The sequence below is a fragment of the Hydrogenophaga sp. A37 genome (assembly GCF_002001205.1).
Lineage (GTDB): Bacteria > Pseudomonadota > Gammaproteobacteria > Burkholderiales > Burkholderiaceae_C > Hydrogenophaga.
The window spans coordinates 1-26,885 of the sequence record NZ_MUNZ01000150.1; the positions used below are offsets into that span (position 1 = coordinate 1).

32 protein-coding genes and 1 pseudogene are annotated in these 26,885 nt (G+C 64.8%); 10 read left to right on the forward strand and 23 right to left on the reverse strand.

Going from position 1 to position 26,885, the window contains the following annotated elements; all coding sequences use genetic code 11:
- The 9 genes and pseudogenes from B0E41_RS20785 to rfbF all read left to right on the forward strand — a co-directional run.
- Window positions 1-422 (forward strand): annotated as a pseudogene (locus tag B0E41_RS20785) (hypothetical protein); the annotation flags it as partial.
- Window positions 423-444: 22 nt separating this feature from the next.
- Complete coding sequence (locus tag B0E41_RS20790) at window positions 445-2,295, forward strand: hypothetical protein (RefSeq protein WP_077334153.1); 1,851 nt, start codon at window positions 445-447, stop codon at window positions 2,293-2,295.
- 6 nt (window positions 2,296-2,301) lie between these two features.
- Window positions 2,302-3,126 carry a GH25 family lysozyme gene (locus tag B0E41_RS20795; protein WP_077334021.1) on the forward strand — a complete coding sequence of 275 codons (825 nt, stop codon included), beginning with the start codon at window positions 2,302-2,304 and terminating at the stop codon, window positions 3,124-3,126.
- A 49-nt stretch (window positions 3,127-3,175) separates the two neighbouring features.
- A complete protein-coding gene (locus B0E41_RS20800) occupies window positions 3,176-4,360 on the forward strand; it encodes a hypothetical protein (RefSeq protein WP_143433941.1) in 1,185 nt (394 codons plus the stop codon).
- A 707-nt stretch (window positions 4,361-5,067) separates the two neighbouring features.
- Window positions 5,068-6,090, forward strand: a complete 1,023-nt coding sequence (locus tag B0E41_RS20805) for an SDR family oxidoreductase (protein ID WP_077334025.1) — start codon at window positions 5,068-5,070, stop codon at window positions 6,088-6,090.
- Window positions 6,090-6,620: a dTDP-4-dehydrorhamnose 3,5-epimerase gene (gene rfbC, locus B0E41_RS20810; RefSeq protein ID WP_077334027.1), complete on the forward strand. Its 531-nt coding sequence runs from the start codon at window positions 6,090-6,092 to the stop codon at window positions 6,618-6,620. Before B0E41_RS20805 ends, rfbC begins: the two co-directional genes overlap by 1 nt.
- Window positions 6,621-6,687: 67 nt before the next feature.
- Window positions 6,688-7,983 carry a Gfo/Idh/MocA family oxidoreductase gene (locus B0E41_RS20815; protein WP_077334029.1) on the forward strand — a complete coding sequence of 432 codons (1,296 nt, stop codon included), beginning with the start codon at window positions 6,688-6,690 and terminating at the stop codon, window positions 7,981-7,983.
- A 39-nt stretch (window positions 7,984-8,022) separates the two neighbouring features.
- Window positions 8,023-8,958 carry a glycosyltransferase family 2 protein gene (locus B0E41_RS20820; RefSeq protein ID WP_077334031.1) on the forward strand — a complete coding sequence of 312 codons (936 nt, stop codon included), beginning with the start codon at window positions 8,023-8,025 and terminating at the stop codon, window positions 8,956-8,958.
- Window positions 8,959-9,030: 72 nt separating this feature from the next.
- Complete coding sequence (gene rfbF / locus B0E41_RS20825) at window positions 9,031-9,804, forward strand: glucose-1-phosphate cytidylyltransferase (protein WP_077334155.1); 774 nt, start codon at window positions 9,031-9,033, stop codon at window positions 9,802-9,804.
- 28 nt (window positions 9,805-9,832) lie between these two features.
- Here rfbF and modC read toward each other — a convergent pair whose 3' ends face one another.
- From modC to B0E41_RS20850, 5 genes are all read right to left on the reverse strand, one after another.
- On the reverse strand, window positions 9,833-10,906 hold the full coding sequence (modC, locus tag B0E41_RS20830) for a molybdenum ABC transporter ATP-binding protein (RefSeq protein WP_077334033.1): 1,074 nt from the start codon (window positions 10,904-10,906) through the stop codon (window positions 9,833-9,835).
- A 61-nt stretch (window positions 10,907-10,967) separates the two neighbouring features.
- Complete coding sequence (gene modB, locus B0E41_RS20835) at window positions 10,968-11,639, reverse strand: molybdate ABC transporter permease subunit (RefSeq protein ID WP_077334035.1); 672 nt, start codon at window positions 11,637-11,639, stop codon at window positions 10,968-10,970.
- A 33-nt stretch (window positions 11,640-11,672) separates the two neighbouring features.
- Entirely contained in the window at window positions 11,673-12,431 is a 759-nt protein-coding gene (gene modA / locus B0E41_RS20840; RefSeq protein WP_077334037.1) for a molybdate ABC transporter substrate-binding protein, read from the reverse strand.
- A 39-nt stretch (window positions 12,432-12,470) separates the two neighbouring features.
- On the reverse strand, window positions 12,471-12,857 hold the full coding sequence (locus tag B0E41_RS20845) for a hypothetical protein (protein WP_077334039.1): 387 nt from the start codon (window positions 12,855-12,857) through the stop codon (window positions 12,471-12,473).
- Window positions 12,858-12,879: 22 nt separating this feature from the next.
- A complete protein-coding gene (locus B0E41_RS20850; protein ID WP_077334041.1) occupies window positions 12,880-13,704 on the reverse strand; it encodes a TOBE domain-containing protein in 825 nt (274 codons plus the stop codon).
- 137 nt (window positions 13,705-13,841) lie between these two features.
- Between B0E41_RS20850 and B0E41_RS20855 the strand changes: the two genes are divergently transcribed.
- A complete protein-coding gene (locus tag B0E41_RS20855; protein WP_077334043.1) occupies window positions 13,842-14,270 on the forward strand; it encodes a TOBE domain-containing protein in 429 nt (142 codons plus the stop codon).
- An 18-nt stretch (window positions 14,271-14,288) separates the two neighbouring features.
- Here the strand turns inward: B0E41_RS20855 and B0E41_RS20860 are convergent, their stop codons facing one another.
- The 18 genes from B0E41_RS20860 to nifB all read right to left on the reverse strand — a co-directional run bounded on the left by B0E41_RS20860 (window position 14,289) and on the right by nifB (window position 26,791).
- The gene (locus B0E41_RS20860; RefSeq protein WP_077334045.1) at window positions 14,289-14,531 is read right to left on the reverse strand and encodes a hypothetical protein; all 243 of its coding nucleotides are present in this window, start codon (window positions 14,529-14,531) and stop codon (window positions 14,289-14,291) included.
- Window positions 14,528-14,920 (reverse strand): hypothetical protein, encoded by a 393-nt coding sequence (locus B0E41_RS20865; protein WP_077334047.1) that lies wholly within the window; start codon window positions 14,918-14,920, stop codon window positions 14,528-14,530. The genes B0E41_RS20860 and B0E41_RS20865 overlap by 4 nt, the downstream gene beginning before the upstream one ends.
- Before the next feature lie 766 nt (window positions 14,921-15,686).
- Complete coding sequence (locus B0E41_RS20870) at window positions 15,687-16,046, reverse strand: hypothetical protein (RefSeq protein WP_171984838.1); 360 nt, start codon at window positions 16,044-16,046, stop codon at window positions 15,687-15,689.
- Window positions 16,047-16,064: 18 nt separating this feature from the next.
- Complete coding sequence (locus B0E41_RS20875) at window positions 16,065-17,675, reverse strand: NAD(P)/FAD-dependent oxidoreductase (RefSeq protein WP_077334051.1); 1,611 nt, start codon at window positions 17,673-17,675, stop codon at window positions 16,065-16,067.
- Window positions 17,676-17,804: 129 nt separating this feature from the next.
- Complete coding sequence (locus B0E41_RS20880) at window positions 17,805-18,101, reverse strand: 2Fe-2S iron-sulfur cluster-binding protein (protein WP_077334053.1); 297 nt, start codon at window positions 18,099-18,101, stop codon at window positions 17,805-17,807.
- 48 nt (window positions 18,102-18,149) lie between these two features.
- Window positions 18,150-18,989 (reverse strand): SIR2 family protein, encoded by an 840-nt coding sequence (locus tag B0E41_RS20885; protein WP_077334055.1) that lies wholly within the window; start codon window positions 18,987-18,989, stop codon window positions 18,150-18,152.
- 9 nt (window positions 18,990-18,998) lie between these two features.
- The gene (locus tag B0E41_RS20890) at window positions 18,999-20,162 is read right to left on the reverse strand and encodes a DegT/DnrJ/EryC1/StrS family aminotransferase (protein ID WP_077334057.1); all 1,164 of its coding nucleotides are present in this window, start codon (window positions 20,160-20,162) and stop codon (window positions 18,999-19,001) included.
- Window positions 20,163-20,268: 106 nt separating this feature from the next.
- Entirely contained in the window at window positions 20,269-20,529 is a 261-nt protein-coding gene (locus tag B0E41_RS20895; RefSeq protein ID WP_077334059.1) for a hypothetical protein, read from the reverse strand.
- Between the two features lie 5 nt (window positions 20,530-20,534).
- Window positions 20,535-20,759, reverse strand: coding sequence for a putative nitrogen fixation protein NifT (gene nifT, locus B0E41_RS20900; protein WP_077334061.1), 225 nt, complete (start codon window positions 20,757-20,759; stop codon window positions 20,535-20,537).
- A 26-nt stretch (window positions 20,760-20,785) separates the two neighbouring features.
- Complete coding sequence (locus B0E41_RS20905; protein ID WP_077334063.1) at window positions 20,786-21,931, reverse strand: cysteine desulfurase family protein; 1,146 nt, start codon at window positions 21,929-21,931, stop codon at window positions 20,786-20,788.
- Entirely contained in the window at window positions 21,928-22,260 is a 333-nt protein-coding gene (locus B0E41_RS20910) for a hypothetical protein (protein WP_077334065.1), read from the reverse strand. Before B0E41_RS20910 ends, B0E41_RS20905 begins: the two co-directional genes overlap by 4 nt.
- A complete protein-coding gene (locus tag B0E41_RS20915) occupies window positions 22,257-22,538 on the reverse strand; it encodes a nitrogen fixation protein NifZ (protein WP_077334067.1) in 282 nt (93 codons plus the stop codon). Before B0E41_RS20915 ends, B0E41_RS20910 begins: the two co-directional genes overlap by 4 nt.
- Window positions 22,535-22,912, reverse strand: a complete 378-nt coding sequence (locus B0E41_RS20920) for a nitrogen fixation protein NifZ (protein ID WP_077334069.1) — start codon at window positions 22,910-22,912, stop codon at window positions 22,535-22,537. Before B0E41_RS20920 ends, B0E41_RS20915 begins: the two co-directional genes overlap by 4 nt.
- Window positions 22,905-23,795, reverse strand: coding sequence for a 4Fe4S-binding leucine-rich repeat protein (locus B0E41_RS20925; RefSeq protein ID WP_077334071.1), 891 nt, complete (start codon window positions 23,793-23,795; stop codon window positions 22,905-22,907). Before B0E41_RS20925 ends, B0E41_RS20920 begins: the two co-directional genes overlap by 8 nt.
- Window positions 23,792-24,376, reverse strand: coding sequence for a hypothetical protein (locus B0E41_RS20930; protein WP_077334073.1), 585 nt, complete (start codon window positions 24,374-24,376; stop codon window positions 23,792-23,794). The genes B0E41_RS20925 and B0E41_RS20930 overlap by 4 nt, the downstream gene beginning before the upstream one ends.
- A gap of 10 nt (window positions 24,377-24,386) precedes the next feature.
- The gene (locus B0E41_RS20935) at window positions 24,387-24,794 is read right to left on the reverse strand and encodes an iron-sulfur cluster assembly accessory protein (RefSeq protein ID WP_077334075.1); all 408 of its coding nucleotides are present in this window, start codon (window positions 24,792-24,794) and stop codon (window positions 24,387-24,389) included.
- Between the two features lie 160 nt (window positions 24,795-24,954).
- A complete protein-coding gene (locus tag B0E41_RS20940) occupies window positions 24,955-25,149 on the reverse strand; it encodes a 4Fe-4S binding protein (protein WP_077334077.1) in 195 nt (64 codons plus the stop codon).
- A gap of 40 nt (window positions 25,150-25,189) precedes the next feature.
- The gene (gene nifB, locus B0E41_RS20945; RefSeq protein ID WP_077334079.1) at window positions 25,190-26,791 is read right to left on the reverse strand and encodes a nitrogenase cofactor biosynthesis protein NifB; all 1,602 of its coding nucleotides are present in this window, start codon (window positions 26,789-26,791) and stop codon (window positions 25,190-25,192) included.
- Window positions 26,792-26,885: the final 94 nt, after the last annotated feature.

A 26,885-nucleotide genomic window follows, 5' to 3' on the forward strand; every position in this document is an offset into this window, starting at 1 on the left:
CCCCAACAACCGCCCCAACAACCGCTGCGGCACCGCTGCCAGCGTCGCCACCAGTCACCGCGCCCCTCACACCGCCGGCCGCCACCCCCAGCGATGCGCCAGCCGTCGACCCGGCCAGCGCCGCGATGAAGATCGCGCAGGCCCAGATCGACGCCGCTGTGGCCAGCGCCGCCGCAGCCGCCCAGGCGGCCGTGGCCGCCACCTCCAACGCCGCCGGGTCGCAGGCCGCAGCGCAGGCGGTCGCCCAGGCCGAGGGTGCGCTGCAATCCAACGTATCGGCCATGCAACAAGCCATGCAGCAAGCCATCGATGCGCAAACCCAGGCGGTTGCCCAGGCCCAGGCGCAGGTGCAGGCGGCGATGGCGGCGGCCAGCGCGTCGCTGGCCAACAAACCGCCAGCGCCACCCGCCGCGGGCAGTTGATCGCCCACACCAGGGACACCCCATGCCGGAATCCCCACTGGTTCGATCCATCCGCCGCGACCTGAGCCGTCAACTCACGGGCGCCATCAACGATGCCGCCACCTACCCCGCGGTGCGGATCACCGTGCTGCAGTCCCTGTCGACGCTCTGGGGACGGTTGCTCTCATTAAAGGACGCGCTCTACCAAGACCTCGGCCTGAACCCGGAACAGCCCCTGTTCTACTTCTACATGAAGGGTGGCAATGCCTTTGACTGCGTCATCAACCCGGCCGGCCCGGCGGTGACGCAGCAAGGGGGCGGAAAGTCCGACTGGGACACCCAGATCGTGGTCGACCCCTGGGCACCGATCCCGATCCAGAACCACATCTACGCGGTGATCGAAGACCTGATCCTCGATGAACTGCGCAACTGCGCCGTTGAAATCGCCCGCTGGAAACCAGAGATCACGTCACCGGATCAGCGCCGGAGCCAGCAGTCGGCGCTGCTGTACCTGTACGAGGTCACCCGCGACGAGCAGCAGACCATCCGCCAGGTCTTCGATCACAACCGAACCGGTCTGTGGCTGAACATGCAACGCAAACTCACCGACACATCGATGCCCGGAGCGGAGCTTCCCGGCATGATCTTCAACGACGGCATCGAACCGTTTCTGCTCTTCAGGCTGGGCTACACCTGGCACGCGAAACCGCTCGAATGGCCGGCGCCCTTGCTCCCGGGTCAGGCGACGGGGCCGCAAATCGAGCGCCCGCTGCTGATGGAACTGATCGACGTGACGCTGCCACGCATGAACACGGTGGAGGCCGTTGAAGTGTGGGAAGACCTGCGCTCGGGCCACATGCAAATCGACCCCATCGGCGTCTCGCTCCTGTACCAGGGGACGACGATCACGCAAACCCTGCCCCTGCCCTCGCTGGTCTACCACTTCGACGAGCAGGTGCTCATGTTGTGCGAGGTGGCCGCGGGCGTGTCCAAGAGCGTTGACAAGGTGTCCAGACGCTTTGCCCGCCTGGCGCTGATCTACAACGCGGGCACGCCGCTGCAGCAGGCGGACTATCAGGCGCGCATGGCGGCCAGCGCCGGCATCCCGGTGGCGCAGCTGCCGGTTCGTCCGCCCGTGGTGGGGGCGGTCAATACGCTGCTCATCAACAACGGTGCCGGTGCCGACCTGGCCACTGGCCCAGGCACGCCGGAATACCTGGCGGTCAACATGATGTACCTGGTGGCGAGCCGGCAGATGCCGTACGACGGCGCGCAGGCGCTCGCGGGTCGGCAGACGATGGGCCTGATGATCGCCGGCCTACTGCCCCCCCTGACCATCAGTGATGTCGGGGCCAGCGACGACCTGGCGCTCTATTCCACCATCGTGCGCAACGGCTACATCTCGACCGACGCATTCCCCGGTTCCGGCATCGACATGGCGGCGTGGTTGCGGGTCCGTGATGCCAGCAAGCTGGAAGACACCGCACACCTGCTGCGCGACAACCTGCCCCGCTGGCTCGCCAACCGGGCGACACAGGCGAATGTTCCTCCGCTCACGCCGCTCAACCAGTGGATCACGCAGACGTTTTTCGGCAAGGTCATCCGGGTTGAACTGCGCGAGCACACCACGCTGCGCCAGCCAGGGACGAGCCGTGAACAAACCCTGGTGGTTTTTTGCGACGACCGGGCTGTCGCCTGCATCACCCTGACCACCGCCATCGCCTCACAGGCGCCGTTCATACCCGATCCGCTGATGCCCACGGTCTATCTGGCATCTGTGCTGGACATGACCGAACAACACAAAGTCGCCGCCGCAGCCATCAAGGACTTCTGCATCCGCAATGCGCTGTCCAAGCAGTTCAACATGCTCAACCGACTCTTCCCCAGGGTCTGATGCCCGATGAACCCACACGCCCAAGACGCAGTTCCAACCCCACAACGCCACGCAGCGCTGCGCAGGCTCTGCATCCCCTTGCTGCTGGTGGCCCTCAGCGCCTGCGAGCCGCGCGCACCCTCGGTGGCTGAACCGGTGAGCGCCCCTACTGCCCCTATTGCCCCTGCGGCGCCGGCACCGCTGCCACTGGCTTCCACGCCTGCGCCAGCGCCCGCCAGCGTGGCCGAGGGTGTCGACGGGGTGGACCTGTCCAACTGGCAAGGCGGTGAAGTGAACTTTGTGCAGATCAAACAGGCCGGCAAGCACTTCGTGTTCGTCAAGTCGAGTGAAGGCGCCACAGTCGTCGACCCCGACCACGCCCGCAACGTGCAGCGGGCCCGCGCCGCGGGCCTGGCGGTGGGCAGCTACCACTTCTACGAGAGCGACGACACGCCGCAGGCCCAGTTCCGCAACTTCGCCGCGCAGCTGAGCCTGAAACCGGGCGATCTGCCCCCGGTGGTGGACATTGAGCGGCTGAGCAAGGGCGACGCCCAAGCCCTGGCGCCGGCACTGCAACAGTTCCTTGGCCTGCTCGAACAACAGGTCGGCGTCAAACCCATCCTCTATTCGGGCGAGCACTTTGCCAACGAGTACCTCTCTGTCTTTGCCGACTACCCGCTCTGGCTGGCCGAGTACAACAGCAACGCCAGCCCGCAGCTGCCCAAGGGCTGGACGCGCTGGACCTTCTGGCAGCACAGCCAGAGCGGCAGCGTGGCCGGTGTGCCAGGCCCGGTGGACCTGAACCGCTTCAATGGCGGTCCGGCCCAGCTCCAGGCGCTCACGGTCCGATAGCCAGGAAAGCCCGGCCCAAGCGATTGCTGACACCCCGAAGGACTGAACCATGCCCTGGATGACCGACCTCTTTTACGATCCTGCGCTGGAAGGGGCTCCACTGGGCCCCTTCCAGAATCGGTCCCTGCACCAGATCACGCTGCCCGGCACCCACGACTCGGGCTGCTACCGGGACCAGCGGATTTCCAACGTCTACTCCGCCACGCAGACCCAGGACATCTTTCAGCAACTCGCCGGTGGGGTGCGCTATTTCGACCTCCGGCCCTGCGCCAGGGGCACCGAGTTCTGGACTTACCACGGCCAGCTCTACTGGGGCGGGGAGTTGACCGGCGCCGACGGGATCCTGCAGCAGATCAGAGACTACTTTGACAGCCTGGCCCCGACCGACCGCGAGCTGGTGATCTTGAACGTGTCGCACTTCTACAAGTTCACCAACCTGATGCATGCCAACCTCGTCGCGGCCATCCGCGCCGCCTTGGGGCCTTATCTGGTCGAGTACACCCAAAACAACATCGACCTGTGCAACTGCCCCTTTTGGCAACTCCTGTCCACGCCGCCCATTGCCAACGGGCCACCTCCAGGCGCCGTCGCCGGCGCCGTTCTGCAGTCGCGTGTGCTGGTCCTGTACGACGGCGCGCTCGACACCCCGCAGGAGGCCTATGTCACGGGCCTGCCTTTCACCGCACCACCCAATGGCATCCCGGGCTTTTTCGTCTTGGCGCCCAAGTACGCAGCACCCGCCAACCCGATTGAACTGTTTGACCAGTATTCCAACCTGGGTCGGGTGGAAGATGGTTACGTGCTCTCCGGCATGCGCACCGACCAGCTCAACAAACTGCGCAACCGGCAAAATTTTGCCTACACCACCCAGCCCTTCAACCCGGGCAACTGGACGCCCAATGCGGTGGGCGGCGTGGCCAGCACACTGCACCTGTTGTCGTGGACGCTGACGCCGCAGTTCTCATTGACCCTCACCGGCACTTGGGACCCGCTGGAGGCCGCGCAACAAGTCACCAACCCCTTGCTGCTGAACCTGTTCTGCGGCCCCAATCGCGGCTGGGCCGGTGTTTGCTACAACGCGGCCCTGGACCCCCAGATCAACATCATCTATGTGGACGACTACGACTCCACCAAACACCAGAACGCCGGGTCACCCTGGAATGGCATGGCAATCCCCGTGGCCATTGCGGCGCGCATGAATGTGGGGCCGGTGGGGGAGAGAAATACTTGGTGATTCGGGTTCAGGGCGGGCGTCACTGAGATCCTGATCGCGGTCGTTCTTCCAAGCGACCGAAGTGACGCCGAACCCGCTTTCGCGTCGCTCAGTTCTACCCGATCAAAGCCACCGCCTTGATCTGCGCCCCATCGCCTGCCGCAAAAGGCTGCCCGAGCGGTTGCACCCAGCGTGCCAAAGCGCTCGCACCCGAAGTGTTACGGCATTGAGCCTCGCGCTCTCGCGCTGCTGGACACCACACACCCCCGACCGTCATCAGGCCCGAAACCCCGATCACACCAAGCATCGACTTTCTCCGCCATACATGCGCACCACTTAAGCACGGCTTAAATTCGGCAAATTGCGCCACACAGCGGGATGAAAACCCCGTTCCGTGCAATCCGGCATTGAGCCATGTCAAGTTCCATGCAATCCGGCATTGAGCCAGTCGGACTTGCGGATTATCCTGCCGTTCGAGTTGGGGAAACACTTCGCCGTGCTGCGCACGTGCTTAACTGGATTTCCTCCATTTTCGACAAAGCATGCTCGCCACTTGGATACCGTCTTACTTGATCACGCCTTGCCGCGCCGTTTTACGCACACGCGACACAACAAAGTGGCGACCATTAAATTCATTCAGTGCATTTCCGGCTCAGGACACCTGCGCATGCATGAAAACAAACTCACCTGTGGAAAAAACCTAAACATTTGCAAAAGGCGAAATAGTCGTGAAAATTCTAGTTACCGGGACAGATGGTTATATTGGAAGCTTGCTGGGCTCGGTCCTGTTGGAGCGTGGTCATGACGTGGTGGGCATCGACACCGGTTTCTACCGGGATGGCTGGCTGTACAACGCAGTCAAACAATCGCCACGGTGGATAAGAAAAGACATTCGCGATATCACAGAAAAAGACCTCGAGGGTTTCGATGCGGTGGCGCACCTGGCCGAGTTGTCCAATGACCCATTGGGAAAACTCAACAGCGACATCACATATGAAATCAATCATATGGGCTCGGTGGAGCTGGCCAAGAAATGCAAGAACGTCGGTGTCAGCCGCTTCGTCTACACCTCTTCTTGCAGTGTGTATGGCATTGGTGGTGACGATTTCAAAACCGAAGAATCTGCCACCGACCCACAAACCGCCTACGCCAAGTGCAAGGTAAGGGTCGAGCGCGATGTATCGCCACTGGCATCGGATCACTTCAGCCCGACTTTTCTGCGCAATGCCACAGCCTATGGGCCTTCGCCCCGAATGCGCTTTGACATTGTGCTGAACAACCTGTCCGGACTGGCATGGACAACCAAGGAAATCAAGATGACCAGCGATGGACAGCCGTGGCGACCGCTGGTTCATGTGCTGGATATTTGCGATGCCATTGCCTGTGTGCTGGATGCGCCGCGCGAGAAAACTCACAATCAGATTTTCAATGTGGGCGCCACATCGGACAACTACCGGGTAAAAGAGATCGCCGAGATCGTTGCCGAGACCTTCACCGGTTGCTCGCTCAGCTTTGGCACAAATGATGCCGACAATCGAAGCTACCGGGTTTCATTTGACAAGATCAGCACCCAGCTGGGCTTCAAGTGCAAGCGAAATGCCAAGATTGGTGCAGAACAACTCCACGAGGTGTTCAAGAGAATCGACATGCCGCCCGAGATCTTCAATTTCCGGGCCTTTACCCGCCTCAAGCAGATTGAATACCTGATCCGCACCCGGCAGATTGACGACAAGTTCTTCTGGAGCGTTTGATGATATTCACCGAAACCAAGCTGGCAGGGGCATACATCATTGACCTGGAAAAGCGCGGAGATTCCCGCGGTTTCTTCGCCCGGTCTTTTTGCCAGGACGAATTTGAGCGGCATGGTCTGGTGAACAAAGTGGTGCAAACCAATGTTTCGCTGAGCAAACATCAGGGCACATTGCGTGGCATGCACTATCAGGAATCACCCTATGCCGAAACCAAATTGGTACGATGCACCCAGGGCGCCATTTACGATGTCATTGTAGATATTCGCCCTGATTCCCCAACCTTCAAACAGTGGATTGGGGTTGAGCTCTCAAGCAGCAATCACCGCATGCTGTTTGTGCCGCAACACTTCGCGCACGGGTTCATTACGCTGATGGATGACAGCGAAGTCACCTACCAGGTTTCACAGGTTTATCACCCCGGTTCGGAGCGCGGCCTCCGGTACAACGACCCGGCCCTGGGCATCGTCTGGCCGCAAGCGGTTAATGTGATTTCCGACAAAGACGCCGCCTGGCCAGACATGAAACAGTGAGCCGGGCGCTCGCCCTATCAGCCCCACCATGCTCGGGTGACGCATTCAGAATCAACAGACAAAAATCATGATCATCATTGACAGCGCGCTGAAGAAACGCCAGGCCGAGAACAACCCGATTCGGGTGGCCATGGTGGGTGCAGGGTTCATGGGTCGCGGGGTTGCCCTGCAAATCATCCAGTCAACCCCGGGCATGAAACTGGTGGCGGTCTCCAACCGCAATATCGATCTGGCCCGGCGCGCTTACAACGAAGCCAATGTCCAGGACGTGGTGGTCGCAGAAAGCCTTTCGCAACTGGAAGATGCCATCGCAAATGACCGCTACGCGATCACCGATGACGCCTTGCTGCTTTGCCAGGCGGGGGGAATCGACGCCATCGTCGAGGTCACCGGCGCCGTGGAATTCAGCGCCCAGGTGGTGTTCAAGGCCATTCAACATGGCAAACATGTGATCATGATGAATGCCGAACTGGACGGCACAGTCGGCCCGATTCTCAAGGTGTATGCCGACAAAGCGGGCGTGGTGCTCACCAACGTCGATGGCGACCAGCCTGGTGTCATCATGAATCTGTACCGGTTTGTCAAGGGAATCGGCGTCAAGCCCGTCTTGTGCGGAAACATCAAGGGCTTGCACGACCCCTATCGCAACCCGACCACACAAGAAGGTTTTGCCCGGAAATGGGGGCAAAACCCCGCGATGGTGACCTCGTTTGCCGACGGCACCAAAATTTCGTACGAGCAGGCCATCGTGGCGAACGCGACCGGCATGCGGGTGGCCAAGCGCGGCATGTTCGGGCCCACGGTTGAAGCCGGCACCCCGATCACCGAGGCCGCCAACTGGTATCCGCACGAGGAACTGCTGCAAGGCCCGGGAATCGTGGACTACGTGGTGGGAGCCGTTCCGGGCCCAGGTGTATTTGTGCTGGGCACCCATGATCATTCCCAGCAAAAACACTACCTCAATCTGTACAAACTGGGCGAAGGTCCGCTGTATTGCTTTTACACGCCCTATCACCTGTGCCACTTTGAGGTGCCCAATACGGTTGCGCGGGCGGTGTTGTTTGCCGACGCTGCCATCGCACCCATTGCGGGGCCGTGCGTTGATGTGGTCGCCACCGCGAAGATAGACCTGAAGGCAGGCCAGATCATTGATGGCATTGGCGGCTACATGACCTATGGATTGGCCGAAAACTCGGCTGTCGTCAACCAGGACCATCTGCTCCCGATGGGTTTGGCCGAGGGATGCCGTCTCAAACGCGATGTCCCCAAGGATCAGGTGCTGTGCATGGATGACGTCATCGTGCCCGATGGCCGCCTGAGCGACAAACTCCGCGCCGAGCAAAACGCGTATTTCAGCCATTGAACCCGGGTTTCCTGCTGCACAGCCGATCTGAGGCTCCATATGAACAATACTCCGCTGGTTAGCATTGGTGTACCGGTGTACAACGGTGAAGAATCCCTGGCGCGCACCCTCGATTGCCTGCTGGGACAAACCTATCAAAATATTGAACTGGTTTTGTCTGACAACGCCTCTACCGATGCAACAGCGCAAATTTGCCAAAAATATTGCGCTCAGGACAACAGAATCAGGTACGTGCGGCAAGAAAAGAACCTCGGGCTACACGGCAACTGGACGTTTGTTGCAGACCAGGCCCAGGGCGAATTTTTCATGTGGGCGGCGGCAGATGATTACTGGGAACCGGAATTCATAGAGGTACTGGTTAAAAAACTGCAGGCCGAACCTGAAGCCATTTCGGCATTCTGCCCCTACCGCCTTTTCAACAAAGAGACGCAGCAATATGAAGGCGAAGCGGTTCTCGAAGACTACGGGCACCGCAACGCTTGGGTGAGGGTCTACAAGCTCACCAAGCTGTTTCTCGACCGCAGCAATCACGCACTCATCCGGCGACAGCGTGCCAAAGACATTGAATACAAGCTTTGGCTATTCCCGAAAATGACAACGGTCTACAACATCGCCTTTCCGTCGTTGTATTTTCTTGTCGCCAAGGGAAACTTCGTTTTAACTTCCCTGGACAAGCCCTTGTGGCGCAAGACCATGACCAGCAAGCCGGCTCATGATTTGCCCCACGCCCGCAACCCTGCATTGACCTATCTGGGCCATGTCATTCGAAAAATACACCTGTTTTTTCGATCGTTGGCTTACATCAGGCGCGGGGCAGATTCAACCCTGTTCATGCTGACGTGCGTACCGATCCTGTTTGCCAGAATGGCTTTCGACATTGTCATGCCGGTGTGGGTGGTGCTGAAAGTTCTGCTCTCAGGCAAGAGCATCAAGGGTTTGTCTCCCCATGAATTTTGGAAGATGGGCGTTCGCTGACCACAGCGCGCTGAATTTTCAAAAGATCATTCACACAGACAGATCAGATATCCCAACCTAGGACACATGGATATGAAAGCGGTCATTTTGGCAGGCGGCTATGGAACCCGGATCAGCGAAGAAAGCGCCACCAAACCCAAACCCATGATTGACATTGGCGGAAAGCCCATGCTCTGGCACATCATGAAGATATATTCCAAAGCAGGAATCAACGACTTCATTATCTGCTGCGGCTACAAAGGCTATGTGATCAAGGAGTATTTCGCCAACTATTTCCTCCATACGGCCGACTTCACTTTCGATATCAAGAACAACAAGATGGAGGTGCACCATACCCAGGCTGAGCCATGGCGGGTAACGTTGGTCGATACCGGCGAAGCAACCATGACCGGCGGGAGAATCAAGAGAATCAAAGACTATGTCGCTGGTGAACCTTTCTGCCTGACCTATGGCGACGGCGTGTGCGATATGGATATGAATCAGCTGCTCGCATTTCACCGTGAGCAAAAGACGATCGCCACTCTCACCGCTGTGCAGCCACCGGGACGCTTTGGAGCTTTTACGCTAAAAGAAGACGACAGCAAAATCCACAACTTCAGTGAAAAGACAAAAGGGGACGGCGCGTGGATCAATGGTGGCTTTTTTGTCATGGAACCTGAGGTATTTGATTATTTTTCGGGCGACGAAAGTGTTTTAGAGCAAGAACCACTCATGCAGCTGGCCCATCAAGGCAAGCTGGGGGCTTATCGTCACGACGGCTTTTGGCAAAACATGGATACCCTTCGGGACAAGAACTACCTTGAAAGTCTCTGGGCTGGCACCAAAGCACCCTGGAAGATCTGGTAATTGTTGCCGTCTGATCACCTGCGCAAAGCTATCCAATCAACGCCACCGCCTTGATTTGCGCCCAAACCGGCTGCCCCGGCTGCAACCCCAGCGCAGCCGCCGAGCGTCGCGTCAAACGCGCGAGCAGCGACGACGACGTCCCCACCTGCAAGCGGCACAAGGCCAGCGCCGGATGGTTCTCGTCGGCCAACTGGTCCACCACCACCGGCAGGCTGTTGAGCAGGCTCGTGTCGGTCGCGGGCGAGAGCGCCAGGCTCACGTCGCGCGCCAGGATGCGGATGCGCACCGTGGTGCCCTGGGTTTGCCCGCCGTCGCGCACCCAGAGGCAGCCGCCGGGGAACGCCACCCGGGCCAGGCTCCAGGCCGCGTCGCGCTCGACCACCACGCCCTCCAGCACCACGCCCGCGTCTTCGCCCAGGCGGATCGGCAGGTCCACCCGCGACAGCACCTCGGCCAGCGGGCCTGAGGCCAGCACCCGGCCCGCCTCCATGGCCACGATGTGGTCGGCCAGGCGCGCCACCTCGTCGGGCGCGTGGCTCACGTAGATCACCGGCACGTCCAGCTCGCGGTGCAGGCGCTCCAGGTAGGGCATGAACTCGTTCTTGCGCGCCAGGTCCAGCGCGGCCAGCGGCTCGTCCATCAGCAGCAGGCGTGGGCTGGTGAGCAGCGCGCGCGCGATGGCGATGCGCTGGCGTTCGCCACCCGAGAGCCCGGCGGTGCGGCGCTCCAGCAGGTGGCCAATGCCCAGCAGCTCAATGGCGCGGTCCCATTCCACTTGCTGGGCGGCGCCTGCGGTGCGCTTGCGGCCGTATTGCAGGTTCGCGCTCACGCTCAGGTGTGCAAACAGCGCCGGTTCCTGGAACACGTAGCCCAGCGGGCGCTGGTGCGTGGGCAGCGCCTGGGCGCCGTCTTGCCAGACCTCGCCGTTGACCACGCAACGGCCGCTGGGCGCGGCGTTGAGGCCGGCGATGCAGCGCAGCAGAGTGGACTTGCCACAGCCCGAGGGGCCGAACAGCGCGGTCACGCCGCGGCCGGGCAACTGCAGGTCCACGTCGAGCGTGAAGCCGGGAAACGTTTGTCGAAAACGGGCTTCGATGGTCATTGGACTGCCCTCCGTGCTGCGCACTGCGGGGCTGAGCGCCTTCGGAGCGGCCGGGCAGCGCTCATGGCGACCGGTTCCAGCCGCGGCTGTTGAGCAGCAGCAGCACGGCGAAAGAGAACACCAGCATGCCGCCGGCCAGCCAGTGGGCGTTGTCGTATTCCATCGCCTCGACATGGTTGTAGATCGCCATCGACAGCACCTGGGTCTTGCCCGGGATGTTGCCGCCGATCATCAGCACCACGCCGAACTCACCCACGGTGTGCGCGAAGCCGAGCACGGCCGCCGTGATGAAACCGGGCCGCGCCAGCGGCAGTGCCACGGTGAAGAACGCGTCCAGCGGCGAAGCGCGCAACGTGGCCGCCGCCTCCATGGGTGCGCGGCCGATGGCGGCAAAGGCCTGCTGCAACGGCTGGATCACGAAGGGCATGGAATACAGGCACGAGGCCACCACCAGACCAGCGAAGGTGAACGGCAGCTGCCCCAGGCCGAGCGCCTGCGTGAGCCGGCCCACCGGCCCCTGCGGCCCCATGAGAACCAGCAGATAAAAGCCCAGCACCGCCGGAGGCAAGACCAGTGGCAGCGTGACCACCGAACCGACCAGGCCTTTCAGGCGCGAGGGCGTGCGCGCGAGCCACCACGCAACCGGCGTGCCCAGCGCGAGCAACAGCACGGTGGTGAGTCCGGCAAGTTTGACCGTGAGCCACACGGCGGCCAGGTCGTCGTTCGACAGCATGTGATTCAGCCTGTGAGCGTCAGCCGCCCCGCCTCACAGCGCGATCTCGTAGCCAAAACTCCGGATCACCGCCTGCGCCTTGGCACCCTGTAGGTACTTCAACAGCGCGGCCGCGCCGGCCTTGCCATTGCCCGGGGTCAGCAGCACCGCATCCTGCCGGATGGGGGTGTAGAGGTTGGCAGGCACCACCCAGGCCGAGCCTGCAATCTGGCCGTCTTTGAGCACCTGCGACAGCGCCACGAAACCCAGCAGGCTGTTGCCGCTGCTGACGAACTGATAGGCCTGGGCGATGGTTTCGGCGGTCACGAATTTGGGGGTCAAGCTGTCGAGCACGCCCATGGCTTTCATGGTTTCCATGGCCGCCGCGCCGTAGGGCGCGAGCTTGGGGTTGGCCAGCGCGATGTGGTCGAAGCCGCCGCCCTTGAGCACCTCACCCTTGGCGTCCACCACGGCCGGCTTGGCCGACCAGAGCACCAGCTTGCCGATGGCGTAGCTGTACTGGCTGCCCGCCACCCCGGCGCCTTCCTTGATCAGCTTCGCCGGGGTTTCGTCGTCGGCCGCGAGCAGGATTTCAAACGGCGCGCCGTTCTTGATCTGCGCGTAGAACTTGCCGGTGGAGCCGAAGGACGACACCACTTTGTGGCCGGTTTCCTTTTCGAACTCGGCGGCGATCTTGTTGAACGGCGCGGTGAAGTTGGCGGCCACGGCCACCGGGATTTCGTCGGCGCGGGCCGCCGTGGCCACCAGCAACAGGCCGGCGAGCAGCGAAGAGACGAAGGGTTTGAAGTTCATGGAAACGCTCCTTGGATGGATGAAAGAAGAAAAGAAAAATCAATGGCTGGAAAACAGGTCGCGCACCTTGCACAGCGCGGTGGTCACGTCGAAGCGCGTGTCGGGCAACGCCTCGCCGGCCAACACCTTCTGCAGCGCAGCGCGGGGGTCGGTCTCGCCGGTGAGCAGCACCTGCGCACCCCAGCCCGCCATGTGGCGCAGGAAGCCGTCGCCCGCGCTGCCCGCGATCAGCAGCTGCACGCCATGCAGCGGGTGCGGGCCGTCGTCTTTGAAGTGGTGTGGCAGCTGTTCCTTGGTGAGCGTGATGCGCTGCGGCTCGGGCAGCGGCTGGTCGCTCTGGCAATGAAACAGCAGCCACTCGCGGGCCTGACCCGCGTGGCCGCTGACCTGGCTCCAGTCTTTATGGGTGGCGATGGCGACTTTCATGAAGGGCTTTCAGAAGAAGAAATCAATCGGTGGAGACGAGGAAGACGCTGGAGGCCTTGAAGATCGCGGTCGCCGGCTGGCCCACCGCGAGGCCCAGGCGCTCCACGCTCGGGTCGGTGACCACGGCGGTGAGCACGTGGTGGCCACCCGGCAGGTCCAGCGTGACCTCGGTGTTGACGGGGCCGTGGTGGATCTTCTGCACCAGGCCGCGGAAGCGGTTGCGGGCCGAGACGCGCGCGCCCTCTTCTTCCACCATCAACACGATGGACGAGGCCTTGACGAAGGCCAACACGTCGCGGCCCTCGGCCAGGCCGAGGTTCTGCACCGACTCGTTGGTGACGATGGCGGTCAGTTCCAGCGACGGCCCCAGCTTCAAGATGACCTCGCTCTCGACCACGCCGGAGCGGATGGCGGCTATGGGGCCGGCGAACTGGTTGCGGGCACTGGTTTTCATGGTGAGCCTCCGGAGGACTTGGCGGAATTCGGCGATGTCGGGTTCACCGCGCTGCGCGAGCTGGCCGCTCAGGCGCGCCAGCGCGGCCTGCGACTCCTGCTCCAGCGCGCGGTAGAAAGCAATGAGGCGGCGGCCAAACGCGGTCAGCTCGCTGCCACCGCCGTGGCGCCCGCCGGTGGCGCGCAGCACCAGCGGCTCGGGCGCCACGTTGTTCATGTCGTCAACCGCGTCCCACGCAGCCTTGTAGGCCATGGGCACGGCCTTGGCGGCCTGCAGGATGGAGCCGTGTGCAGCAATGGCTTCGAGCAGGCGGATGCGCTTGTCGCCTAGGAAGCTGCCCATGGCGGTGTCGATCATCAGCTTGCCCATCAGGGGCGTGCCCGTGTTTTTCATGCTCGTCTCCGGCCTGTCACCAGGCCCCAGCAGCGCGCCCAGAAACGGCGCTGGGCTTGAAAAAACACAGCGCCTTCAAACAGACTGCCCACAGACGCCACCTCCGGCGTCCATCCCAACATACAAGGAAGTTCTCCATGCCCATCAGCGCACGCAATGGTTTCAAGGGTTCGGTCACGGCCATCAAGGAAGGCCCGATCCACGCCGAAGTGGTGATCACCACGCCCGGAGGCGACAGCATCGTCGCCACGCTCACCGAGGCCAGCGTGGTGTCGCTGGGTTTGAAAGTGGGCAGCCCGGCCATCGCGGTCATCAAGGCGCCGTGGGTCAGCCTGATGAGCGGCGCGCCAGAGTACCGCTTCAGCGCGCGCAACCAGCTCAATGGAACGGTCAGTGCCATCCACGCGGGAGCCATCAACAGCCAGGTCACGCTCACGCTGGCCGGCGGCTCGAAGCTGGTCGCCGTGGTCACCAACGAGGCGGTCTCCGAGCTGGGCCTGAAGCCTGGCGAGGCTGCTGTGGCCTTGTTCAAGGCGGGCAGTGTGCTGGTCGGTGTGCCGGTCTGATCGCATGCTCATGTCCTTTCAGCGGCAGCCACGCAGGGCCGGGTGGCGCACCTGGCGCAACACCCACTCATAGGGGTAGCGCGGCGCGCGCTGAGCCGACTGCGAGGTCATGCACAGCGACCAGGCCACGGCCCAGGTCCAGCAGGCCTTGCGCTCCCGCTCGGACAGCTCCGAGCGGTCGAGCGAGCGCATGAAATCGAACAGCCAGGCCTGGCGCTCGACGGCGCCAACCAAACCGACCTCGCGGAACGCGGCGTTCATCGCGGCATGCCCCTGCTAAGCGAGAGCCGGGGAATGACGGCGCCAGCGCCAAAGCGGTTGATCACCTTGTGGCTGGCGAGCCAGCGGTTGTCGGGCAGGCGCCAGGCGGTCACGGTTTCGGCGTAGACCGGGGCCTCGTAAAAGATCTCGTCGTCGTCCGAGCGCAGCGCCGTCTGCACATAGCGGAAAGCGCAGAAGCAGGCCTGGCCTTCGGCGTCCAGGCCGAGGCTGCGGTCGGCCGCGATCTCGTGTTCCTGCTCGACAGCAAAGCTCACCGGCGCCACGACCAATCCGACCAGGTCGGACGGCAGTTCTTCCATCCACGCCACCGGCGCCTGACCACGCGCGGGGCAGGCGTTGGGTAGCGGGCTGTACAACGGTTGGGGCATGACGGGCTCCTGTATCGATCACGACATAAACAACGGATCTCACGACAGCGTTGTGTGCTTTGCTACACAACGTCCACGTTTGCGTGGTTTGTGGGTCTGGTTTGCAAAACGTGGGCCAGCTTTTGGAAGAGAAGGCTTGTTTCTTTCTCTGTGTTTTTTGGTTGAGCGCAGATGTCGTTCGTGGCGGTTCGCGTGCTGCGGCAGGCGCTGTGTGGTGGGGGCTTCCGGGGTGGTCGGCTGCGCCGACTTCGCTGTGTGCGCCCGTCTGGGGCCGGCGCGGCCAAACTCGCGCCGTTCGCTGCGCTCTCTCTGCTCAAACAATGGCCGCGAGTCAGACAACGATGCGCGCACTTGCGCGCCCGGCCCCAGACGGGCGCACACAGCCACCCCGGAAAATCGCCCCCACCGCACAGCGCCTGCCGCAGCAACCAACGTGTGGGTGTTCCAACGGTGGCACGCCAACACCTTTGGTTGCCAAGGCGTGTGCGCTCAGGCCGCAGCGCGCCTTGTGAGGCGCCGAGAAGCGCAGTGGCCGTGGCCGCGCGCGCAGCGCGCTTCGTCAACTGATTCGTCGCCATGTCTGAGCAGAGAGAGCGCAGCGAACGGCGCGAGTTTGGCGACGTGGCCACGGCCGCGAGCATCGCAGGGCAGTCGGTGCGCAGCGCCGACCGCTTCACTCAAGCGCTGCGGCCTGAGCGCACACGCCTTGGCACGCGAGGTGCCACGAGTGAGATCGACGGCTCACCCAGAGAGAGTGCCAACGCCTTCAAGCCAGACTCATGCGAAACAGCTCGGGCTGGCTCTGCCGGTACACCCGCAACCACAGCAGCGTCGCGGGCACCAGCGACTGGCTGGCGAACCACAGGGCTTCGTCCAGGGTTTCGCCGGGTGGGCCGGCGAGTTGCACTTGCATCAGCGCCCAACCCCACCAGTCGAGTTCGGGCATGGTGGCGCGCTGCTCGGGTTCGATCTGCGCCACGCTGGCGGCCAGGGTGGCGAGCTGGCGCTGCACCTCGGCGCGCGTGAGGCGCGAGCGCATCAACTCCTCGCGCGGCAACTGTTCGACCAGGATCAGCACCGATTCGCAGGCGCCCTGGATCAGGCCCAACAAGGCGCTGTGCAACATGGGTTGGCTCATGATCGTTCAGGCGCTGAGCGCCATGGGTTGGGCTTGCAGCAACCGGGTGTTGAGCTCGATGGCGAACTCTCGCCAGGCAGCGGCCAGGTCGAGCGTGATGGCGCGCTGGGTCTCGGCGTCGGGTGCCTGGTCTTGCGCGAAGTTCGACAGCGCACACCAGCCGGCGTTGAAGGCCAGCGCGGCCTGCAGCAAGCCCTTGTTCCAGCCCGCGAACGGTGCCAACAGCTGGGGCGTGAGCGCGTGTTGGCCTTGCGCCACCGCGGCGTCGGCGGCGTCGAGCGCCGGCAACAGCGCGTCGATCTGCGCCAGGCTCTCGCTGTAGACGCGGTCCACCGTCGCCAGCAGCGCGCGCTGCGTGAGCAGATCGCGTTGCTGGCTGGAGAGGAGGCGCGTGAGGTGGCGGCGGTACTGGTCGGGTGCGGCGGCGGCGCGCGCGGACACGCCCTCGGCAAAGGCTTTCAGCGCTGCTTCGCGGTCCTGGGCCACAGGCTCGCGAGTGACGGCGGTGGGCGCCTTCTGGCGCAGCAGCGCGTGGGCGATGCGGTCGGCCGCTTCGAGCGCGCCTTCCATGTGGCCCGCACCGTGTGCCGCTGTTTCGCTGCCGCCCAGAAACACCCGGCCGCTCCACAGCGGCTGGCGCAGCAGCGGGTCGGCCAGCGGCGGTTCGGGCGGGGTGGCGCGGTCGGTGTCGCTGCAGGTCCAGGGCTCCAGCGACCAGTCTTGCAGCTGCAGCCGGCCGCTCTGCGCGGCCTGGCCGTAGAGCTGCGCGAGCTGGCTGTCGATGAGCAGCGGCAGGCCGCGCTGGAAGTGCTCGCGCTGCGCCGGGTTCAGCGCCACAAAGCCGCCCAGCGCTGCGCCGTTGGCGTCGTCGCAGGCGTCGAACACCTCGCCCAGCACGGCCTGCGGGTGGCGCACGAAGGCGTTGCCCGACTGCCCGGCTTCGCGCCAGAAGGCGTGGTCAAAAGCGACCAGGACCTTGGCGTGTGTTGCCATCCAGGTGGCGGTGTTTTCCATCGCGTCCCAGACCGTCGCCGGCATGGGTGGATCGAACAGCATGCGGTCATGCACCAGGCGCGGCGGCAGCGCCAGCACGACCTGGCGCGCACGCAGCGGTGCGCCGGTCTCCAGCATGACTTCGATGTGGGAACCGCGGTCACGCAGCACGCGCACGGGCTTGCCGAGTTGCAGGCAGCCATCGGGCAGATCGGCGGCCAGCGCGTCCACGAGCCGGGCCGCGCCACCCTGGATGCGCCGTGCGCCGGCGTGCACACCTCCCTCTTCCTGCCGCCACTCGGGCTGGCGATTCGGGTCGGTGAGCCAGAGCGAGTCGCCCGGATCGTGTTGGGCCAGCGAGGCCAGACCCAGCTCGTCCAGCAGCGCGCTGATGCGCGGCTCGGTCTCGGGCCAGTACCAGGTGGCGCCCAGGTCGAGCGTCTGGCCGGTCTGCGCATCGGTGCGGGTCAGCACCCGACCGCCGATGCGCTCGCGCGCTTCGAGCAGGGTCACGCTCAGGCCGCGCGCGACCAGGCTGCGGGTAAGCGCCAGGCCACACAGGCCCGCACCGACCACCAACACGTCGGCCACGTTCTGGGTAGGAAGTTGCAGCAGATGGGCCATACAGGAACCTCACTCAGTAGCGAGCACAGCGGCGCGCGACACCTTCCAACCGGGAACACCGCGGAACCGGCTTTGCCGGGCCGCAGGTGTTGCCCCCTGGAGGGTGCGCCGCAGGCGCGCGGGGGGTGCTTACGTTGTCATCAAGAGCTCGACCGTGATCGGGTCTTCGCCCAGCACCGCCTGGCAAGCCAGGCGCGAGGCCGATCCGATGCCGACCATGCCGTCGAGCTTTTCGTTCTCCTTCGGCTGGATGCGCGACAGGCTCTTGCGGCCGCTGGTGACGAAGACGTGGCAGGCCTCGCACTTGGCGTCACCGCCGCATTTGCTCATGACCGGCTCGCCGACGCCGAGCAGGGCTTTGAGGATGGTGGTGCCGGCGGCGACTTCGTAGGATTTGCCGGAAGGAAGGACGGTGATCGTGGTCATGGTTGTGGCCTCATGGCTGGGGGTTGGGAAACGGGAAAAGTCAGTGGCTCAGGCGGCCAGTGCTGGCTGCATCGCGTCAATGAACGCCGCCGAAAAATCGGCCAGCGGCATGTTGATGCGCCTGATGCCCTGCTCTTGGAGAAAACGCGCTTCCATGCGGGTGGGCTCGTTGGGCAACACGGCCCAGTGCAGGTCGCTGGAGCGTTTCATGATCTGGCGCGCGAAGCAGCGCGTGAGCTGGTCGTCGAAACGGCAGCCGAGGAACAGGAAGCTGCGGCCGGTGCGCCAGGCCTGCACGGCGGCGGGGATGGGGGTCTGGATGTCGATCTCGGTCAGCACCTCGACGTAGTCGCTGTCGGACACCAGATAGTTGCCGGCCGGGCTGTGGCCGCCCCAGGGTTTGTAGTGCGTGGGCGCCACGGGCAGGTCTTCGAGCGCCTGGCCCTGGGCGTCGTAGGCGCCGGTCCACTGGCCGAAATGTTCGGACTGCGACAGGCCCTGCACCTGGTTCCAGCCATTGCCACCACGCATCCGGGTCAGCGCGTTCAGCATGGTGTCGTCGTACCAGGTGTCGACCCAGAGGCCGGCGTTGCTGCCCGCCAGGGCCAGCTGCAGGGCCGAAGGCTCGGGCGAGCTGGCAAAGGCTTCGTTCATCAGGTGCACCACCGATTTGCGGTGCTTGAAGTTCTCGATGAACTGGGCCGCCTGCGTCAGGCGGTGGCGCACCTTGTGCGGCACGCTGACCTTGGCCGTCATGAAGGTCGCCAGGTCCAGCGGCGTGGCCGGCACCTTGCCGGGTTCACACAGCGACAACATGTCCGGGCCCATGTAAGGGATGACGCTGCCGGCGTCGAGGCGGCTGGCGATGTCTTGGATCAGGTCGGTCATGGGTTTTCCTTAGAGGTAAATGGCGGCGCCGGCACCGACGTTGGTGGCCGTGTCTTTGAGCGTCGTGACGATGTACTGCACCTGGACCGCGTCCATCTGGGTGTGCAGCGGCAGGGCCAGGGCGCGGTCGCCGATGCGGTCGGTGTCGCGCAGCAGGCCTCGCTGCTGGCCGATGGACTCGGTTGCGTTCATGTAATAGAACTGCTGGTGCAGCGGGTGGCTGTAGGCGGCGGTCTCGACGCCGCTGGACGCCATGTCGTCCACCATCTGCGCGCGGGCGCTGGCGGTGAAGCGTTTGCCCAGGTGCACCACGTAGAGCATCCAGTGCACCTCGTCCACGTTCTCGGCCAGGTAGGGCGGCTTCACGCCCTCGAAGCTCTGCATCTGTTCGTGGTACCAGAGCTCCACCTGCTTGCGCTCCAGCAGCCGGTCGTCCAGGCTGGCGAGCTGGGCCAGGCCGAGCGCGGCGGTCATCTCGCTCATGCCGGCCTGCAGCGGCACGCGCGAACCGACCGAGACCGAGTGCCGGTCGCTCACGCGGCGCTGGCGCAGGTAGCGCAGCTCGTGCACCAGCACGTCGTCGTCGGTGACCAGCATGCCGCCCTCGCCGGTGCACAGGGCCGAGGGCTGCGAGAAGTCGAACACCGAAACGTCGCCGAAGCTGCCCACGGTCTGGCCCTTGTAGCGCGAGCCCAGGGCTTCGGTGCTGTCTTCGATCAGGTGGATGCCGTGCGCTTTGGCGAGCGCACGCAATGGGTCCCAGTCGGCTGGGTGGCCGTTGGTGTTGCCGGCCAGGATGGCCCGGGTCTGCGGCGTGATCTTGAGCGCGGCCTTCTCGGGGCTCAGGCAGCCGGTCCAGTAGTTGATGTCGGCGAACACCGGCGTGGCGCCCGCGAGCGTGATGGCCTGCGCCACCTGGTGCCAGGCGTGGCTGCTGCAGACCACCTCGTCGCCCGGGCCGATGCCGTAGGCGCGCAACGCGATCCAGGTGCCCAGGGTGCCGCTGCCCACCGCGACCGCATGGCGGCGCCCGGCCCAGCCGGCGAAGGCGCGCTCAAACGATTCCAGCATGGGGCCATCGCCCCAGCGGGCCGAATTCAGCACGGCGGTGACGAGTTCAATCTCGCGCTCGCCGCACTCGGGCTCGTAGAGGGAGATGGCATCGATTTCCATGATTTTCAACTCGTTGAAAAGGTGCGAAGCGCAGGGCCGCCCCAAGCAAGCACAGCCCCCTCGGGGGGCAGCGCAGTACACGGAGTGACAAGCGTGGGGGTCATGTTCACTCCTGGGTGAGGATCAATGCATCGGCTTCTTCGGGCTGCTCGGTCACGCTCCAGCAATGGCCGTTGGAAGTGGCCAGGTAGACCTTGCGGGCGCCCAGCAGCAATGCCGGTTTTTCGTCGCGCATGTCCATCGCATCGACCAGCACCACCTTCATGTCGGGGTGCTGGGAACGCCAGATCGAGGCCGCGTCGCGCAGGGTGGCGGCAGCGCCCACGAGTTCGCCGGCCGCGCGCAGGTGTTCGGTGCTGATGGACATGGTGCTCAGTCCTCGGAGACCGAAGAGGCCAGGCGGCGCGCTTCGACGGTGATGGGCAGGGTTGTGCCTTCGGGCATGACCGGCAGTTCAAGCTGCCAGCCGTTGCCCAGCGTGACCAGGCCACCCCACATGCCGGGATTCACCATGTCAACGATGGGCTCCTCCAGGTCTTTCTTCGGCACATAGGCGCTCAGCACACCTTTGGCATCGCGGCGGATCATCACTTTCATCATCGGCTCCAGTAGGCAAACAAAATTCAAGACGCAGCGGTTTCGGCGCTGAGCAAGGGTTCGAGCAAGGCGGGCAGGCTGTTCAGCAGCAAGGCAATGTCTTCAGCGCGGGTTTCATCGCCGAGCGAAAAGCGGATGGCGCACAGCGCCTCGTCGCGCGGCACGCCCATGGCGGTCAACACGTGCGATGGCTCGCTGCCACCCGAGGAACAGGCCGCGCCGCTGCTGGCGGCCACGTTGAGGCGCGAGAGGCGCTGCAGCACGACGTCGGCGTCCACCTGGCCAAAGCGCAGGTAGCTGGTACCCGGCAGGCGCGGCACACCCTGGCACCACACGTGCAGGCCCGGCAGTTCGGCCAGGCCGCGTTCGAGCGCGTCGCGCAGGCCGGCCACGCGCTGGGCTGAGTCCTGCAGATCGCCCAGGCGCTGCAGCGCCGCGGCCAAACCGACGATGGCCGGCAGGTTCTCGGTGCCACCGCGGCGGCCTCGCTCCTGGCTGCCCGGCACCGGCGACACGAAGGCCAAACCCTGGCGCAGCAACAAGGCGCCCGCGCCCTTGGGGCCGTGGAATTTGTGGGCCGAGAGCGACACCGCGTCGGCCGGGTATTCGGCAAATGAAAACGGCAGCTTGCCGATCCACTGCGTGGCGTCCACGTGCATCGGTGCGCCGGCCGCGTGGGCCAAGGCGGCAACCTCGGCGACGGGCATGAGCGCACCGGTTTCGTTGTTGGCCGCCATCAGCGAGACCACGGCCAGGTCCGGGCCCATCAGGGCCGCAGCGGCGGTGAGGTCGATGCGCCCCTCGGGCGCCACAGGCATGAAGTCCACGGGCACGCCCTGCTCGGCCAGCGAACGCGCCAGGCGCAGCAGCGCCGAGTGTTCGACCGCGCCGATCAGCAGGCGGGCGCGGCCTTGCGCTTTGGCCGCCGCGAGCAGGCCGGTCAAGGCCATGTGGTTGGCCTCGGTGGCGCCGCTGGTGAAGATGAGTTCACTGGTCTTGCAGCCCAGCGCCTTGGCCGCCGTGGCGCGGGCCGCGCCGAGCACCCGCTTGGCGTCCTGCCCCGGGCCGTGCTGCGACGAGGGATTGGCCCAGGCGGTGACAAACACCGGCCCCATCGCATCCAGCACCTCGGGCGCGGGCGGTGTCGTGGCGTTGTGGTCGAGGTAGATCATGGCCAGAACTGGCGTTCGCTGTCCAAGCAGAGCAAGTCCAGCAAGGGTTCAATCTGGTCGGCCCGCTCTTTCTCCACCCAGGCTTGCTGTTGGTGGTCGCGTGCGCACAGCGTCCAGCAAGGGTGCTCGCCCACGGGCGGCTTCAGCAAGGCAATGGCTATGGTGCCGCCGCTCGAGTCCACGTTGCGCGAGCAGCAAGGGCTTTCAACACGGTAGCCCTGCTCGTCGATCAACACGGTGGGTTGCACGAAGCGGTAGCGCACGCGTTCCTTCAGCGCCCGCTCCAGGCGGTGCAGCGTCAGGTCACGCGGTGCGCGGGCAGCGTTCATGCCAGCTCGTCTTCGGTCTCGGGCAAGAGGCCGGCCGGGGCGGGCACGAGTTCGATCTCCAGGCAGCCGACCACACAGCCGGGGAACTGCACCAGGTAGACCGGTTCGTTGAGGTCCTGCGCGTGGCCGATGTTGACGATCTCACCCACCGTGCCGCGCGCGGCGAGCAGGGCGTCGGGTTCGCGTTCGGGGTGGCTGCCGTCGTTGATCAGGTCGTCCAGCGCGATCACGCGCTGGCCCCAGGCGTAGGCGGGTTCGCGGGGTTCAATGCCGTTCATGGGGCCTCCGTGGCGGTGGTGGTGTGGGTGGGTGTGGCTTGGCCGAGGGTGGTGATGGAAGCGGCCTTCTCGCCGAGCTGCGCCAGCACCTCGTCGGGCAGGTTGTCCAGGGTGCAGAGTTCTTTGGCGCGCATGCCGACGCGGTGGCCGGAGTCGACGAAGTCGACGGCGTAGATGTAGAACTGCTGCAGGAAGGTGTTGATGTTGATGACGTAGCCGATCTCGCCCTTGTTCACCAGCACCTCGCCGATGTCCTTGCCGTTGTAGGTGCCGTCGTTGCGCACCACGGAGCGCGCGATCACGCGTTCGCCGTACTGGAAGCGCGGAGGGAAAGCGAGTTCGATCTCGGCGTCGTCGCGGTTGATGTCAGCCATGGGGCGCTCCCGGAACCAGTGAAAGGGCCTGGCGCGTGTCCTGGCGTTCGAGCACGCACTGGCGCACCAGGGGGTCGTCGTCCTCGCGCAAGGGGTCGAGCAGGGACGGGTCGGCGCGCTGCGCCACTTCCCAGCGCACACGCCAGTCGGTGTCGGTCATCAGGCGCGGCAACAGGGGCGCGGGCAGGCGCTCGGCGACCGTGCGGCGCACCTCGGGCGACTTGTCGCTGAGCAGGATCTGCAGCGCAGGCATCTCCAGGCGCTGCGCCACGATCAGGCGCACGGCGCGGTCGGGGTCGCGCGCCATGGTCGGCAACAGCGCCAGCGGCAGGCGCCGCGCCACCCATTCGCGAACGCCGTAATCGGTGTCGTTGCGCATGGCGGCCAGCTCCGCCGTTTCCAGGCGCTGGGCGACGCGGATGCGCACCTCGCGGTGCGGGTCGTGTGCCATGCGGCCGAGCAGTTGCTGCGGCAGGCGCAGGGCGATCTGCAGGCGCACGGTTTCGTCCGGGTCGTCCATCAGCGAGGCCAGGCGGAACACGTTGGCGTGGCGCGCGGCGATGGCGCGCACCTCGAAGTACGCATGGCCGAGCTGGCGGTCGCCCTGCTCCGGATGCCAGCGGAAGAAGCGGTCGATGCGGCGCGCGTACACGTCCTGCATGCAGGCGTGTCCCGGTTCGCAGCCCTGTTCGGCCGGGCGTTCGCGCAAGGCCTGGTATTCGCAGGCGCTGCAGTCCACCGGGCCACCCTGCCAGTGCGAGGCCTCGATGTCACCAGCGGGGGCGCGGGTGCCGATGAAGTCGCTCAGCGCAGCCACCGTATGACCTCCGCCCTGCGGGCTGCGGTGCGAGCTTGCTTGGGAACGGCCCGGCGCGGCGCTCATAACTTGGCCCCAGTCCCGCTCCAGCCGCGCACCGGGTAGGCGCTCAGCGGGTCCACTGCGTCGGGCGTGTCGGCGGCCTCGCGGCGCGCCAGCACGTGCGAGAGCAAGGCGCCACCCAGGTGGTCTTTCGGGTCGAGCTGGCGCAGCGCGGCCAGCATCAGGCGCGCCTCTTCAAAGTCGCCCAGGCGCAGGTTCAGGTAGGCCAGGCCCTTGAGCGTGAACAGGTAAAAGCGCACAGCCGGGTCGTGGCGCAGGGCGTCGTCGTTGGGCGGCTGGTCGCCAAAGTTGGGGCCGAGCGCGGCGCGTGCGATGGCCAGCGCGTCTTCACCCACCGCACGGGCCTTGTCGAGCGCGTGGCCGTAGAAATGAAACCGGTAGAGCGCGATCAGCGGGCCGGGGTGGCTGGGCGCCAGCGCCCTCGCCTTTTCCAGCAGTGCCAGGGCCTCCTCAGGCTGGTCGCGCTTAAGGCCCGCTTCTTTGATCAGCGCATCGACCTCCGGACTGACCGCACCGCCAATCGCACCGGCGCCGAACGCGTCGAGCGCGTCGTCCAGCCCCAGGTTGACGACGGCAGCGTTCATGGCCCGTGCCTCAGGAGGCCAGCGATGCCGGACGGCCGCGCCCGATGGCGCCGATCTCGATCTTGGTCACCCCCACGGTGGGCGCGCTGTCGGTGGAAGCGCTGCTGCAGCCGCAAGCGGCCTGGTTCGGGTTGGTGAAGGTCAGGCCCGACTGCGTCGGCGTGTCGGCGAAATCGACGATCACGCCTTCGAGCATCAAGCGGCTCTCGGCCCCCAGGAACAGGCGCAGACCTTCGATCTCCAGCACCTGCTCACCCGGGCCGGGCGCGGCTTCGGCGCTGAATTCCGAGCTGTAGCCCGAGCAGCCACCCGGGCTGACCGCCAGACGAAAACCCGCGCCCGCCGGCAGGCCGGAGAAGCGCACGATGCGCGAAATGAACTTGACGGCGGCGGGCTTGAGGACGATGTTGGGCAGCATGGTGGTGGTCTCTGTGGATTGGGAACAAAGGTCTGGTTTCAAGCAACAACTGCAAGCGCCGCGATGCCCTTCCAAGGGCACCCGCGGAACCGGCTTTGCCGGGCCGCCAGGTGCGCCCCCTTGAGGGGGTGACGCGCCCTTAGGCGCGGCGCAGGGGTGTTCAGACTTTTACGATGCAGCCGTCAACGGGGCAGACCGCGACGCACTGCGGCTCGTCGTAGTGGCCTTCGCAGTCGGTGCACTTCTTGGGGTCGATGACGTAGGTGCCGCCTTTTTCGCGGATCGCGACGTTGGGGCACTCGGGTTCGCAGGCCGAGCAGGCGGTGCAGGTGGAAGCGATGATCTTCATGGGCATGGTGGCTCTCCTTCTGGGGGACGTCGTGGGGAAATGAGGGTCAGGCGGCTTCGGCGATGCCGCCGGTGAAAGCGCCCTGGCGGATCTGCGCGTCGCCGCGCGGCTGGTGCGTGATGGCGCCGCTGGCGATGCGGCTGCGGTAGTCGTTGAACCACTCCAGTGCGGCCTTTTCGATGAACTCGCCGACGTACTGGTCCACCGGTTCGACACCGGCGGCCAGCAACTCGTCGCGCGGGCAGGCGCCGATCTTGGCGACCAGCACGGCGTGGCAGTCGTTGATGGCGTTGACCACCGAAGGCAGCTGCTCGTCGTCGCCGTGGCCACCCTGGCAATACAGGTCGACGCGGCGGTGGCCGACAAACAGGGCCTGCGCGGCCGAGACTTCAAACACCTGGAATTCGGTGACGTGGCCGAAGTGCTCGTTGACCCGGCCGCCGCCCTTGGTGGCGACCGCGACCAGCACCTTCAGGTCGTCGTCCACGCCCACGGCGTTGGCCGCGGCGGCCAGGGCTTGATGTTTGGCGGCCTGTTGCGCCTGGCGCTCGACCTCGACCTTGTCCTGGTAGCTCTTGCGCTTGTCCAGGTCGTAGACCACTTCCATCTGCTCCAGCTTGTCGAGCGTGAACTCTTCCGAGCGGTCTTCGCCCAGCAGGCCCACCGCGTCGGCGCGACACTGGCGGCAGTGGCGCATGAGGTTGGCGCCGCCCATGCAGGCGTCCTGCACGGCCTTCAGCTCAGAGGCGGTCGGGCCACGCTGGCCGGTCAGGCCGAACACCGTGCCGTGTTCGGCTTCGGAGATGAGCGGCATGATGTTGTGCAGGAAGGCGCCGCGCTTCTTCACTTCGCGGTTCACCTCGATCAGGTGCTCGTCGTTGATGCCGGGGATCAGCACCGAGTTGATCTTGGTGAGCACGCCGCGCGCGGTGAGCATTTCCAGCCCGAGCATCTGGCGCTCGTGCAGGATCTTCGCGGCCTCGTAGCCGGTCACGCGCTTGTGGTTCCAGAAGATCCAGGGGTAGATCTTTTCGCCCACGGCCGGGTCCACCATGTTGATGGTGATGGTCACGTGGTCGACGTTGTATTTGCAGATCTCGTCGACCTGATCGGGCAGCGCCAGGCCGTTGGTGGACAGGCAGAGCTTGATGTCGGGCGCCTGCTCCTGCAGCATGCGGAAGGTGTCGAAGGTCTTGGCCGGGTTGGCCAGCGCATCGCCCGGGCCGGCCACGCCGAGCACCGTCATCTGCGGGATCTCGCTCGCCACGGCGACCACTTTTTTCACGGCCTGTTCGGGCGTGAGCTTTTGCGACACCACACCCGGGCGCGACTCGTTGCTGCAGTCGTACTTGCGGTTGCAGTAGTTGCACTGGATGTTGCAGGCCGGCGCCACGGCGACGTGCATGCGCGCGTAGTGGTGGTGCGCCTCTTCGGAGTAGCAGGGGTGGTTCTTGACCTTGTCCCAGACTTCCTGTGGCATGTCGTCCGGTCCGTCCGACGTGCCGCAGCTGGCTTTGCCTTCACCGCCGGAGGTGCCGCAGCCACCACCGGCGGCGGGCAGTTCTGGCGTGGCGCCCAAGGATTTGATCTGGCCGATGCCGATGTAGGTCTTGGCCGGCAATGAACCACTGGCTGCGCTGGTTTGCATGGGAACCCTTTTCGCGTCCGACACTTGGCCGCATGAGGGGACCTATAGCCAAATCCGTGCCACGGAAAAATCGTTCTAAATCAACAGATCCAGA